At 60.5% G+C, this 13,007-nt stretch carries 7 protein-coding genes, 1 tRNA gene and 4 pseudogenes; 6 read left to right on the top strand and 6 right to left on the bottom strand.

Annotated elements, in window-relative coordinates; all coding sequences use genetic code 11:
• The 3 genes and pseudogenes from JCM25414_RS19525 to JCM25414_RS19515 form a co-directional block, all read left to right on the top strand.
• A pseudogene (locus tag JCM25414_RS19525) lies at positions 1-771 on the top strand (RluA family pseudouridine synthase); the annotation flags it as partial.
• A 240-nt stretch (positions 772-1,011) separates the two neighbouring features.
• Positions 1,012-1,925: pseudogene (rpoH, locus tag JCM25414_RS19520) on the top strand (RNA polymerase sigma factor RpoH).
• Positions 1,926-2,110: 185 nt separating this feature from the next.
• The gene (locus tag JCM25414_RS19515; RefSeq protein ID WP_242403527.1) at positions 2,111-2,629 is read left to right on the top strand and encodes a CPBP family intramembrane glutamic endopeptidase; all 519 of its coding nucleotides are present in this window, start codon (positions 2,111-2,113) and stop codon (positions 2,627-2,629) included.
• Positions 2,630-2,635: 6 nt separating this feature from the next.
• Here JCM25414_RS19515 and JCM25414_RS11165 read toward each other — a convergent pair whose 3' ends face one another.
• Positions 2,636-3,523 (bottom strand): NAD(P)-dependent oxidoreductase, encoded by an 888-nt coding sequence (locus JCM25414_RS11165; RefSeq protein ID WP_025841697.1) that lies wholly within the window; start codon positions 3,521-3,523, stop codon positions 2,636-2,638.
• A 112-nt stretch (positions 3,524-3,635) separates the two neighbouring features.
• Here JCM25414_RS11165 and JCM25414_RS11160 point away from each other — a divergent pair, with 112 nt between their 5' ends.
• From JCM25414_RS11160 to ahpF, 3 genes and pseudogenes are all read left to right on the top strand, one after another.
• Positions 3,636-4,457 carry an AraC family transcriptional regulator gene (locus JCM25414_RS11160; protein WP_051535845.1) on the top strand — a complete coding sequence of 274 codons (822 nt, stop codon included), beginning with the start codon at positions 3,636-3,638 and terminating at the stop codon, positions 4,455-4,457.
• A gap of 224 nt (positions 4,458-4,681) precedes the next feature.
• A pseudogene (gene ahpC / locus JCM25414_RS19510) lies at positions 4,682-5,239 on the top strand (alkyl hydroperoxide reductase subunit C); the annotation flags it as partial.
• A gap of 130 nt (positions 5,240-5,369) precedes the next feature.
• Positions 5,370-6,955 (top strand): annotated as a pseudogene (gene ahpF / locus JCM25414_RS19505) (alkyl hydroperoxide reductase subunit F).
• A gap of 39 nt (positions 6,956-6,994) precedes the next feature.
• Here the strand turns inward: ahpF and JCM25414_RS11140 are convergent.
• The 5 genes from JCM25414_RS11140 to JCM25414_RS21855 all read right to left on the bottom strand — a co-directional run bounded on the left by JCM25414_RS11140 (position 6,995) and on the right by JCM25414_RS21855 (position 12,726).
• Positions 6,995-8,284 (bottom strand): adenylosuccinate synthase, encoded by a 1,290-nt coding sequence (locus tag JCM25414_RS11140; protein ID WP_025841694.1) that lies wholly within the window; start codon positions 8,282-8,284, stop codon positions 6,995-6,997.
• A 12-nt stretch (positions 8,285-8,296) separates the two neighbouring features.
• Entirely contained in the window at positions 8,297-9,442 is a 1,146-nt protein-coding gene (locus JCM25414_RS11135; protein WP_025841693.1) for an ATP phosphoribosyltransferase regulatory subunit, read from the bottom strand.
• On the bottom strand, positions 9,439-10,599 hold the full coding sequence (locus JCM25414_RS11130) for a phosphoserine transaminase (RefSeq protein ID WP_035443277.1): 1,161 nt from the start codon (positions 10,597-10,599) through the stop codon (positions 9,439-9,441). The genes JCM25414_RS11135 and JCM25414_RS11130 overlap by 4 nt, the downstream gene beginning before the upstream one ends.
• A gap of 102 nt (positions 10,600-10,701) precedes the next feature.
• A tRNA-Leu gene (locus JCM25414_RS11125) sits at positions 10,702-10,785 on the bottom strand.
• A gap of 57 nt (positions 10,786-10,842) precedes the next feature.
• Positions 10,843-12,726: a putative bifunctional diguanylate cyclase/phosphodiesterase gene (locus JCM25414_RS21855; RefSeq protein WP_159101754.1), complete on the bottom strand. Its 1,884-nt coding sequence runs from the start codon at positions 12,724-12,726 to the stop codon at positions 10,843-10,845.
• Positions 12,727-13,007: the final 281 nt, after the last annotated feature.

Genomic DNA, 13,007 nt, shown 5'->3' with positions numbered 1-13,007 from the left:
CCTGATCGTCCCGCCCGCCACCCCCGCCCGCCCGCAGGCAGAAGACCTCGCGCTGCCGATCATTTTCGAAGATCGGGATCTGATCGTACTCGACAAGCCTGCCGGGCTGGTGGTGCATCCGGCGCCGGGTAACGAAACCGGCACGCTGGTCAATGCGCTGCTCGGCCATTGCGGCGAAGACCTCGAAGGAATCGGGGGCGAAAAGCGACCGGGAATCGTCCATCGCCTCGACAAGGATACGTCAGGACTGATGGTCGTGGCCAAGACACCCATGGCCCATAATGCCCTGTCAGAAGCCTTCGCGGCGCGTGATATCGATCGCTCCTATCTGGCGCTTGCCTGGGGATTGCTGCCCTCGACAATCAGCTATGACGGCGCCATCGGGCGCGACAAGCGTGATCGCAAGCGCATGACGGTCGTAACCCAGGGCGGCAAGCACGCCCTGACCATGTGCGCTGCCTCGAGGCGTTCGATGCCTCGGTAAGCCTCATAAGCTGTAAGCTCGCCACTGGGCGTACCCATCAGATCAGGGTCCACCTCTCTCAGGCGGGACACCCGCTTCTGGGCGATCCGGTCTATCTGCGGCGCATCCCTGCCGCGGCAAGAGGTTTACGCGAAACCGGGCGAAGGGCGGCGCTCGATTTTCCGCGTCAGGCCCTGCACGCGGCGCGTCTGGGGTTTACCCATCCGCGCACGAAAGAGACGCTGCTTTTCACCTCCGAGCCACCTGAAGATTTCCAGATTCTGCTACGAACCCTGCGTGGGGGTTAATTAGGAGTAATGTAGTACGTTTTCTTGACAGCAAAAACGCGGTATGATCTGCTCTTAGTCAATCCGACGAAGTGACGCGCCGCCGGAATGGACGTACCGTCTGGCATCGCTCATGCAGAGGGTGCCGTGCGGGGACGAAAATCCTTCCCTAACCCAGCGTCACCCGGTGAAGGGAACTCTGACGGCCACATGCCGTAGTTAATGTTCCTCACTGCACCGGGCGAAAGGAGTTGCAGCCCAATGGCCTCTTCCGCCGTTTTGTCCCTTGGTCCTGAAAGCAATCTCACCCGCTATCTTCAGGAAATCCGTAAATTCCCTATCCTGAGCCCACAGGAAGAGGTCGAACTTGCCCGCCGTTGGCGTGACCGTGAAGAAGATGCCGCAGCCCACAAGCTCGTCACCTCTCACCTCCGCCTCGTCGCTAAGATCGCCATGGGCTATCGTGGCTACGGCCTGCCGCTGAACGAACTGATCAGCGAAGGCAATATCGGCATGATGCAGGCGGTCAAACGCTTCGACCCCGATCGTGGCTTCCGTCTTGCCACATACGCTATGTGGTGGATCCGTGCAGCGATGCAAGAGTATATCCTGCATAGCTGGTCGCTGGTGAAAATGGGCACCACCGCTTCGCAGAAAAAGCTGTTCTTCAACCTGCGTCGCCTCAAAGGCAGATGCAGGCCATTGATGACGGCGATCTCAAACCGGAGCAGGTCGACAAGATTGCCACCACGCTCGGTGTACCCGAGCAGGACGTGGTCTCAATGAACCAGCGTCTCTCGGCACCCGATCACAGCCTGAATGCCCCGCTGCGCAGCGACAGCGAAGGTGAGTGGCAGGACTGGCTGGTTGACGATCAGGAGAGCCAGGAGACCACGCTGGGCGAAGCCGAGGAAATGAGCGGCCGTCAGGCGCTCCTGACCGAGGCGATGAAGTCGCTCAACGAGCGCGAGCGTCATATCCTGACCGAGCGCCGCCTCAAGGACGACCCGTCGACTCTCGAAGAGCTTTCTCATGAATATGGCGTGTCGCGCGAGCGGATCCGCCAGATCGAGGCACGCGCCTTCGAGAAGCTGCAAAAAGCCATGGCGGCGGAAGTCGAGCTGCGCCGCAAGCAGGACGAAGGTATTTCGCTCCGCGACCGCGTGACCGAATGAGATGAGTAAAGGGCGTCTGCTTAAAGCTGGACGCCCTTATTTCTCGCTGTCGGCCACTGGAAGAACCCTGGTCCCCAGCCTATGATGAAGCGTCTCTATCTCCGCCTCGAAATGCTGACTCTTTTCTGCGGTGGGCCGCTTCTCATCCTCGAGATCAGGCGCCCCTTCATTCTCTTCGCCACACTATGGTCGGGGCGCTGCTCGCGTTCCTTACCCTCCGCCACCAGCTTCCCAACCCGCATCAGCCGCGCCGCGAAATCAGGGCGATCTTCCTGCGATTCGCCGTTTTTGCCCCGCTGCTCACCGTAGGCGCCTGGTGGCTATGGCCCGCATATTTCCTTGAGCTACCGCGCAATAAACCAGGTTTCTGGCTTCTCATCCTGCTCCTCTACCCTCTGCTTTCCGTATGGCCTCAGGAGATGCTGTATCGCGCCTTTCTCTTCAGGCGTTATCGCCTGCTGCTCGACACGGCTTCAGCGCGTATCATGACCAGCGCCGCTGCGTTCGGCTTTGCGCATGTGATCTTTCTGAACTGGATCGCCATCGTTCTGACAACGGCGGGAGGGGCGCTTTTCGCGCTGGACTATGAGCGTCACCGCTCGCTGCGCCTCTCCTGCCTCGAACATAGTCTTTATGGCTGTCTGATCTTCACCATCGGTATGGGCCGGTTCTTCTATACCGGGGCCGCATGGCATCATGGCTGAGCGCTCTCAGCGCGGCTTGAGACCGGCCTCCTGACGCACACGCTCCTGAAGCACGACAAAATCGCGCTCTGCGTCGCCCGCGCTGATGGCGCTGATCAGCCTGTCGCGCATGACCGAGGCAAAAGGCAAGGCGACGCCCTGCTCGCCCCCAGCATCGAGAAACATCTCCACGTCCTTCAACCCCAGCGTGACCGGTGCGCCCGGATGGTCGTATTCCTGCTCGACCATCAACTTGCCGTAGTTCTTGTGCACAGGGGCCGTATAGAAGCTGTTCGTCATGATCTCGAAAAGCAGCTGCGGGTCAGTGCCGAGCTTTTCATTGACGGTAAAGACCTCGGCCATCTGCTCGATGGTCGAATAGATCATGAAATTCAGCGACAGCTTGACCAGATTGGCCTGAACCGGGTCTGCACCAGCCTCGAAAACACGCTGCCCCAGAGAAGCGAAAAGCGGTTTTGCCCTGACCAGCTGATCGACGGAACCGGCAGCGATGATGAACAGAGATCCGTCTTCGGCGGCGGGCGGGCGGCCCAGAACGTTAGCGCTGACATAATTCTGCCCGCGCTCCCCGTGACCGTCACGCAAGCGTCTTGCCTGGGCGAGCGAGAGCGTACTGCAACAGATATGGAGCCCGTCGTCACGCAAGCCTTCGGCGATCCCCTGCGGGCCAAATGTCGCATGCTCGGTCGTCTCGTCGTCGAACAGCATCGAAAAGACGATCTCGGAGCGTCGCGCCACCTCAGCAGGGCTTTGCGCGACAACGGCCCCTTTCGCCGCCAGCCCGTCGGCCTTGCTGCGCGTGCGGTTCCACACAGTCAGGCTGTGGCCCTCATCCAGCAGACGTCGGGCCATCGCCTGCCCCATGGCCCCCAATCCCACAAATCCGATTTCCATGGCGTAGCTCCTTTGCTGACGAAGGCCCCTGATTCACAAATGGGACCCGCCAGAAAAGGTTTTAACGCCTCAGGCTTTGGCGTTCTTGCGTTTGTGCGCCATTAATCGACTCATGTGCGCCAATGAATTCCTCTCTCTGCCCGGTACTGCTCCGAACGATACGCGCTTCTGGCTTGGCGGCGGAACGCTCGCGCAGGAGACAAGACGCATCGCTCCCCGCCATCACCACACACACGGACAGATTTTCGGGATCGAAAGCGGCGTCATGGTGTTTCATACCGAGCGGGCGTTCTGGTCGGTCGGACCCGGTCAGGTACTGTGGCTCCCGCGCGATCTGCCTCATGAAGCACGCTCTCACGGCGCCATGGCAGGATGGACGCTTTATCTCCACCCTTCCCGCTGCGCCGTTCTGCCAAATACGCCCTTTCTGACCGAAGGCACCCCCCTCCTCAACGCGCAGGCAGAACGCCTGGCGTGCACGACGCAGGGCAAGGCTGTCAGCGCCCTGACATCGCGTCTGGCCGAAACCTTCTGGGATGAGTGGATCGCCTTGCCCCGGACAAGAGCGGCTCTCGTCATACCCTCCGACCTGCGCCTCCGGCGTGTGACAGATCATCTGGAAGCAACGCCTGACGACAACCGCACTCAGGCAGAATGGGCGGAGCTTGCGGGCATGTCCCTTCGGTCCTTCGTGCGACATTTCAGGGCGGACACCGGTACAGGCTTTGCCGCATGGCTTCAGAAACTACGTATGATCGAGGCTCAACGAAGACTGGCCCTCGGCGAGCGTGTTACGGATGTCGCGCTTGGTGTCGGTTATGAAAGCATCGGCGCTTTCTCCGCCGTGTTTACCCGCCTGACCGGCTACCGACCGAGCCGGTTTGCAACGAAACTCCTGGTGGCTTCTCATGAGCAGACAGACAGCACTGACTGACTTGCCGTTTGCATCTGTCCGGCGTGTGACGCGGGAGCGGGATTTTTTCGTCGCCCTTGCCGGGCAGGCGCCCACCCCCCTTGCTGAAAAGGACGTGCTGCGTCTGCAGAACGTATAACGGTTTTCCCTATCACAAACATCAGAACGATCTGTTTTGCTTTAACAATACGTCATGACAGAGTGATTTTGCTCTTCCTGAGTCAAAGAAATCTGGAGACAAGATCATGGCAAGAATAGACTCATCCATCCACTTCTTTTCGACAGATGCTTATTGTCGCGGTAAATTCATTACCGTTACCGATCAGGACCTCAAAGGAAAATGGTCCATCATTTTCTTTTATCCTGCCGATTTCAGCTTTGTCTGCCCAACCGAACTCGAAGATCTGGCCGACAGCTACGCAGAGTTCCAGAAGCTGGGCGTCGAGATCTACTCTGTCTCGACCGACAAGCATGTCACGCACAAGGCCTGGCACGATGCGTCGCCCGCTATCGGCAAGATCGATTACGTCATGCTCGCCGATCCGGCCGGCACGATTGCGCGTAATTTCGATGTGATGATCGAAGACGCCGGCGTGGCAGATCGTGCGACCTTCCTGATCAACCCCGAAGGACGCATCCAGTATATCGAAATCACCTCGGGGGGCGTAGGACGCAGCGCAACGGCCCTGCTCGACAAGGTGCGGGCTGCACAATATGTCGCCGCCCATCCTGGCGAGGTCTGCCCGGCCAAGTGGAAGGAAGGCGCTCATACGTTGTCGCCCTCACTCGACCTCATCGGCAAGACTGAATCCACGACCTCGACAATCCGGCTTTTCCGCCTCCTCGCTGCCAGAGCGATTGCGGTGCGGCGTGCCCCGGGCACGCCCCGCAATCCAGCCTCCGTCCAGCCCGCTTCCTATCAGGACAAGATCAATGCTCGACACACCGATAAAGGACCAGCTGCGCAGCTATCTGACCAATCTGCGTCACGATATCACGCTCGAAGCGTCGCTCGATGACAGCGACAAGGCGCAGGAAATGCTTGCGCTTGTCGAGGACATCACAGCGCTTTCTGACCGTATCACGACCAGATTGATCACTGACGGCCCGCGTGCGCCCGCCTTTCGCATTCGCCGGACAGATGGCGAAGAGGCCGTGACCTTTGCTGCCATCCGATGGGGCATGAATTCACCTCGCTCGTGCTCGCTTTGCTGCAGATTGGCGGTCACCCGCCGAAAATCGAGGCTGATACGGCCGAACAGATCCGCAGCCTGAAGGGCCCGCTGCGTTTCGAGACCTATATGTCTCTGTCCTGCCAGAACTGCCCGGATGTCGTTCAGGCCCTGAATACGATGGCCGCGCTGAACCCCGTCATCGAGCATACGGCAATCGACGGTGCGCTTTTCCAAGAGGAAGTCACCGAGCGCAACATCATGACCGTGCCCCAGATCTATCTGAACGGAGAACCCTTTGCCTCGGGCCGCACGGATGTGGAAGCCATCATTGCGAAGCTCGACACCGGCTCGGCCTCGCGCAAGGCCGAACAGCTTTCCGAAAAGGCTCCGTTCGAGGTTCTGATCGTGGGTGCAGGTCCGGCAGGGGCTGCCGCTGCCGTCTATGACGCCCGAAAAGGCATTCGCACAGGCATTGTCGGCGAGCGATTCGGCGGTCAGGTGCTGGATACCATGGCCATCGAGAATTACATTTCCGTGCCGGAAACCGAAGGGCCGAAGCTGGCCGCCGCGCTCGAAAAACATGTGCGTAGCTATGAGGTGGATATCACGACCGGCCAGCGTGCCACGGCGCTTATTCCCGCCGCAGAGCCTGGCGGGCTGCATGAAATCCGCTTCGAAAGCGGCGCTGTGATGCGTAGTCGCTCCGTCATTCTGGCACCGGGTGCCCGCTGGCGCGCCATGAACGTGCCGGGCGAAGACGCCTATCGCAACAAGGGCGTGGCCTATTGCCCGCATTGCGACGGCCCACTCTTCAAGGGCAAGCGGGTGGCCGTGATTGGCGGCGGCAATAGCGGCGTTGAAGCCGCCATCGACCTCGCCGGTCTGGCCTCGGAAGTGACGTTACTCGAATTTGCCGATGTGCTGCGCGCCGACTCAGTGCTTCAGGACAAGCTGTTCAGCTTGCCGAATGTGCGTGTCATCATGAATGCACAAACCACCGAGGTCGAGGGCGACGGCACCCGCGTCACCGCTCTGGCCTATCGCGACCGCCCCACCGGCACGCCGCACAAGATCGAGCTGGAAGGAATATTCGTACAGATCGGTCTCGTGCCGAACACGGAATGGCTCCAGGACAGCGTGGTTCTGAGCGATCGCGGTGAGATCGTTGTCGATACCCATAATGCAACATCGGTACCGGGTATCTTCGCAGCGGGAGACGCGACGACGACACCGTTCAAGCAGATCATCGTCGCCACCGGCGAAGGAGCAAAGGCGGGGCTTTCAGCCTTCGACTATCTGATCCGCCTGCCTTCAGCAGCAGCACTCGCGGCAGCCGCCGAATAAGCATCAAAAAAAGCGGGCCTCTCGGCCCGCTTTTTCGTCTCAATCCTCGAAGGGATCGCGCATCAGGATGGTGTCGTCGCGCTCGGGGCTGGTCGAAAGCAGCGTTACCGGCGCCTCGATCAGCTCTTCGATGCGGCGGATATACTTGATCGCGGCAGCAGGCAGATCGGCCCAGCTACGGGCACCGAAAGTCGTTTCCTGCCAACCGGGCATGGATTCGAACACAGGCTTCAGGCGCGCCTGAGCAGCGGGGCTGGAGGGGAAGGACGTGATCGCCTGACCGTCGAGCTCGTACCCGACGCAGATCTTCACTTCCTCGAACCCGTCAAGCACATCGAGCTTGGTCAGCGCGATACCGTTGACGCCACCCACACGGGCGGCACGACGCACGAGCACGGCGTCGAACCAGCCGCAACGACGCGGGCGGCCCGTCACGGTGCCGAATTCGCGCCCACGCTCACCCAGCTTCTGACCGACATCGTCGAACAGCTCGGAGGGGAACGGCCCCTCACCCACGCGGGTCGTATAGGCCTTGGCAATGCCCAGAACGAAACCGACCGTTCCGGGGCCGACACCGCTACCGCTGGCCGCAACGGCAGCGACAGTGTTCGAGCTGGTCACGAAGGGATAGGTGCCATGATCGACATCGAGCATGACGGCCTGAGCGCCTTCGAACAGAATGCGACGACCGGCGCGACGCGCCTCATCCAGCCGCTCCCAAACCGAGCAGGCAAAGGGCAGCACGCGCGGGGCGAGCTTTGCCAGATGGTCGAGAATTTCCTGCTTGGTGAATGTCGCAGCACCCAGACCGGCCAGAAGCGTATTGTGGTGCAGCAGCAGCTCATCGAGCTTCCAGTCGAGCGTTTCGGGCTCGGCCAGATCGCATAGACGAATGGCACGGCGCGCCACCTTGTCTTCATAGGCGGGGCCGATACCGCGACCGGTGGTGCCGATCTTGCGATCGCCACGCGCGGCTTCACGGGCGCGATCCGTCGCAACATGCAGGGGCAGGATGAGCGGCACGTTATCGGCCACCCAGAGCGTCTCGGGATTGACCACCAGACCTTGAGCGGAAACACGGTCGATTTCGGAAAGCAGGGCTTCGGGATCGACCACCACGCCATTGCCGATCACACCGGTTTTGCCGCGCACGAGACCGGAAGGCAGCAAAGAGAGCTTGTAGACCTGATCGCCCACCACAAGTGTATGACCAGCATTATGGCCGCCCTGAAAGCGGACAACGATATCCGCACGGCTGGCCAGCCAGTCCACGATCTTTCCCTTGCCTTCGTCACCCCATTGGGTGCCGATGACGGTGACGTTGGACATGCTCTTATCCCTTTACAGCGTGATGAGTTCGTCAGCGACGAAAATGAAAGTGCAATTCAGGCGACGCGCCTCGGCAGGCAGGTCGTCGACAGCGTCGAGACCGGCGACCGTGGCATAGCCCTCTGCGCGAAGCCGTGCAGCCCCCGGTGAGTCCTGCATCTCGGCGGCCACATAGACACGCGGGCGCAAGACGATCGGTCGAGCGGCCCGCAGCAGGACTTCCGGCCGGAAGGTGAGACCGCAGGCGGGCTCCTCACCCTGAGCCTGATAGCGCCCGCCACGGCCCAGCTCTTCGCGCTGGCTTCTGGCGAAAACCGTCATGCAGATTCCGGTATGATACTGCCAGCCGCGAAACTCCGCCGGATCGACGGTCAAACGCAGCTGCGGTGCACGGTCATGCAGCGCGCGTACGACAGCAACGAGACGATCGGCATGCAGCCTGATCTCCGGTGGCAGATCGAGTTTTTCAAGAATGGCCAGAGCGGCACCCGATGGGCCACAAGCTTCAACCAATGCGGTCAGCACCGAGGCAACCGGACCGCCAAGTTCAGCCACGGCGGCCATATCCTTGCGATCGAGCGCATGCACCAGCGCAGCGCGGCGCTGCCCCGTATACCCCGACAGCGCGACCAGCGCCTGAACCAGAGCCGGACAGGAGAGATCGAAGGAATACTCTTCGACACCGAGTTTTTCGAGCGCCTCGGCGGCAATCAGCACGACCTCGCAATCGGCCTCGACGGAATCGGCACCGATCAGCTCGATCCCGGCTTGGCTGATCTGACGCTGGCCTTCACGGCCGGGCGTGCCGACCAGAATGCATGATCCGGCATAAGATAGGCGCAACGGACGCGCCGTCGCTGCCAGACGTGTCGCGGCAATGCGCGCGATCTGGGTGGTCATGTCCGGGCGCAGCGCCATCATACGCCGAGATTCCGGATCCATCAGGCGGAAAGTCTGTTCTTCGAGCGCCTGACCGGCACCATGCAGAAGCGAGGTTTCGAATTCGAGCAAAGGTGGGCGTACGCGCTCATAACCATGAGCAGCGAACAGTTCCATCACGGATTCTATTCCCTGCGCCTCAGCCTCGGCCTCATGCTGGAGCAGGTCGATAAACCCTGAAGGCAGAAGGGCTGTATCGGGCTCGTCGGTCAGTTTCATACGCTGTATTCCATCCTGACGCTCTCATAGGCCCAGTCGAGCCAGGGGAGAAGCGCCTCGATATCGTCTGATTCAACGGTGGCCCCGCCCCAGATACGCAGGCCGGGTGGCGCATCGCGATAGGAAGCGAGGTCGAAACCGGCGCCTTCATCGGCGATCATGCCTGTCAGGATCTTGACGATCTTCTGCTGACTCTCGACGCTTTGTTCGTCAAACCAGGGCGCCACGATACGCAGACAGATCGAGGTGGTCGAACGCTGGCTGGGCTCGGCAGCGAGGAACTCCACCCAGTCGGTCTGCGCAACCCAGCGAGCGACAGTCTCAAAATTGGAACGGGAGCGGATCTTGAGCCCCTTGAGACCGCCAATGGCATCGGCCCATCTCAACCCGTCCAGCGCATCTTCGACGCAAAGCATCGAGGGCGTGTTGATCGTATCGCCAGAGAAGATCGCGTCGATCAGCCCCTTCTTGTTGGTCAGGCGGAAAATCTTGGGGAGCGGACGCGGGGCGGCCTGTTCGAGCCGGGCAACAGCTCGCGGGCTGAGCGCGATCATGCCGTGAGCCGCCTCGCCGCCCAGAGCCTTTTGCCACGACCAGGTCACGATATCGAGGCGGTCCCACGGCAGATCCATGGCAAACGCTGCCGAGGTGGCATCGCAGATCACCAGACCTTCATGCTGGGCGGGAATGCTGTCAGGCCCCGGCACGCAGACGCCTGAAGTCGTGCCATTCCAGGTCAGGACCACGTCATGCGACCAGTCGACTGTCGACAGATCGGGCAGCGCGCCGTAAGGCGCCTCGTGTACCGTGAGAGCGTCGAGCTTGAGCACATCGCGCAGATCCTGCGCCCAGAGTCCCGAGAAACTCTCGAAAGACAGTACGTCTATGGGGCGTTCGCCCGCCAGCGCCCAGAGGATCATCTCGACCGCGCCGGTATCGGATGCCGGCACGATGCCAATCTTCCAGTCACCGGGGGCTTCGAGCAGGCTATGAGAGCGATCGATGACCTCCTTGAGCCGCGCCCTGCCCTCCGGCGCGCGATGCGACCGCCCGAGCAGCGCGCCATCGAGCGCGTTCAGCGTCCAGCCCGGGCGCTTCGCGCATGGGCCTGACGAAAAGAACGGGCGGGCGGGTTTTCTGACAGGGCGTTGGGGCATGATCGGTCCGGCAAACTGAAAGAAAGTTCGCGAGATATGCCGGAGGCAGGCCCGAAGGCGCAAGTCATGGCCCGGTCAATAGCATGTTTTCGATAAAAAATCTGGTACGAGAGGGGGGATTCGAACCCCCATGCCTTGCGGCGGTCGATTTTGAGCCGACTACGTCTACCGTTCCGTCACTCTCGCACAATGCGCGAATTGTTAGCGAGGTTCAGGAAAAAAGGCAACGGATACGCGGCGACGTCACACATCGAAACGCCGCGACCCGGCCAGAAGGCGCGCAAAGCCCGTTGATTCCACGGGCGGAGAAAACAGAAATCCCTGTCCCGTCGGGCAGCCGATACGACGCAGCAGGGCGAGCTGCGCCACGGTCTCGATGCCCTCTGCCACGACATCGACCGATACGGCCTCACCGAAACGAATAATCGCTTCGACGATCACCTCCATGGATGATTCCTGGCAGATCTTGCGGATGAAGCTGCGATCGATCTTGATGGACGAGACGGGAAAATCCCGCAGGAAGCCCAGAGACGAATAGCCTGTACCGAAATCATCAAGCGTGATCCGCACGCCTGCACGCCGCAGCAGCGTCAGGGCACGATGAATATAATGCTCGCTGTTCTGGTACAGAACATGTTCGGTCAACTCCAGTTCGATCAGTCTCGCAGACAGACCATGATTATCGAGCCGCGACAAAAGCTTTTCGGCATAATCGTCTTGCATGAACTCGACGGGCGCGACATTGATCGAGATCGGTGGCGGCATGAGCCCAGCCCGGTTCCACAGGCCGATATCCTCGAATACGCGTTCCTGCACCCTGGCGGAAACGCGCGTCGCCAGATCGTAATTGCGAAAAATCTCCGGAAAGGCATCCGGACCGCTCGCGGCATCACTGTTACGATGCCAGCGCATCAGCGCCTCGGCACCGGTGAGCTGCCCATCACGAAGCCTTACCTTGGCCTGATAGGCCGGATAGACAAGATCGTGATCGAGCATATGCCTGACCACATTCGTCTGGGCAGTGACGCCGTCACTGCGCCTGGCCATGCTCTGATCGAACAGACGAAACCCGCCGCGTCCGTGCGCCTTGACATCGATGAGCGCCAATTGGGCGGCGTGACGCAGTTTTACGACCCCATCACCATCCCGAGGGTAAAGCGCCGCCCCGACACTCACGCCGAACCTGATCTGCCTGCTGCCGATCCTGAGCGGCATGTCGATGAAACTGAGAAGCGCCTGAGCCTTTTCGGCAAGGATCGACGCCGTCACCTCTCCAGTGATGAGCGCAGAGAACTCGTCATCACCCGTGCGGGCGGCGTCTTCATCCTGATCGGTGACGAGCCGGAGTCGATCTGCCACAAATTTGAGCACCTGATCGCCCACATCCCTGCCGTAGAGATCGTTGAGGTCACCCAGATAATCGATATCGGCCAGCAGAAAACCGATACTGCGCCCGGCCTGCGCAGCCTCGACGAGTGCCTGCTCGAGGCGGATCTCGAAACCATCGCTATTACAGAGGCCGGTCAGACGATCGCAACGCTCTCCGGTGTCGCGCCGCGCCGCCAGCTCACGGCCCAGAGCGTGAAAGGCGCGGCGCGCTGTGTAGGACGCAAGGCGTGCGAGCGAAAGCGGCTGGTTCTCATCGCGCTCTTCCTCCGGCGCAGCACGCGATTTCGCCCCCGGCACGGTAGCCACAGCGGCAGTCTGAGCAGCTGGACGCCTTCCTGCCCATGACTGGTCTGCAGGATAGAAAGAAGTTACTGCGCTGCAGACAGGCAATGCGTGCTCTGCCCGTCCGCTTGCTTGTGTCGCGTCTGTATCAATGGCAAAAAGCGGGAAATCCGGTACGGGGTGACAGTAAAGAATCCAACCACCACCTTCTGTAGCGCCCATCTTTTGCCAGTGCAGATCGGTCAGCACCGGCTCGCTGCCAGCATGATGCAGCGCAATATTTTTCAGCACGGAATAGGCGACGGGGGGAGGGCTGCGACGCACCCGCCTCTCTTCCGCTGCGAGCAGATCCGTCCAGAGAAGCGACTGTGAAACGGGGGGCAACCCCGAGAAATGCTCCCAGGCCCTGTTCAAGTAGGAAATCGTCCCGTCAGCCTCGACATGGCATACCAGCATAGGGAGCCAATCAAGGACATGCCCCATAAAACCCGGCCTCGTCGGTTGCTGAGCTTCTCTCATCTGCGCGATGCCCTTTCGACTTATCCGAACCGCGCCCGTTCCCTGAGAGAAAGCCTTACGGACTATGGCTCGTGAATCATGACCGAGACGTTACTGATGAGGTGCGACTCACAAGGCATTAATACTTTATTTACCAAAAAAAAGGCAGCGTAACTCATGAGGATCTCACAAAAACTTCGCCGCCAGCGAGAATTCCAGCGAAACAACTTACTGATATC

The organism is Asaia platycodi JCM 25414, from assembly GCF_000614545.1.
Taxonomy (GTDB): Bacteria; Pseudomonadota; Alphaproteobacteria; order Acetobacterales; family Acetobacteraceae; genus Asaia; species Asaia platycodi.
This window is presented reverse-complemented; position numbering and strand designations above follow the sequence as displayed.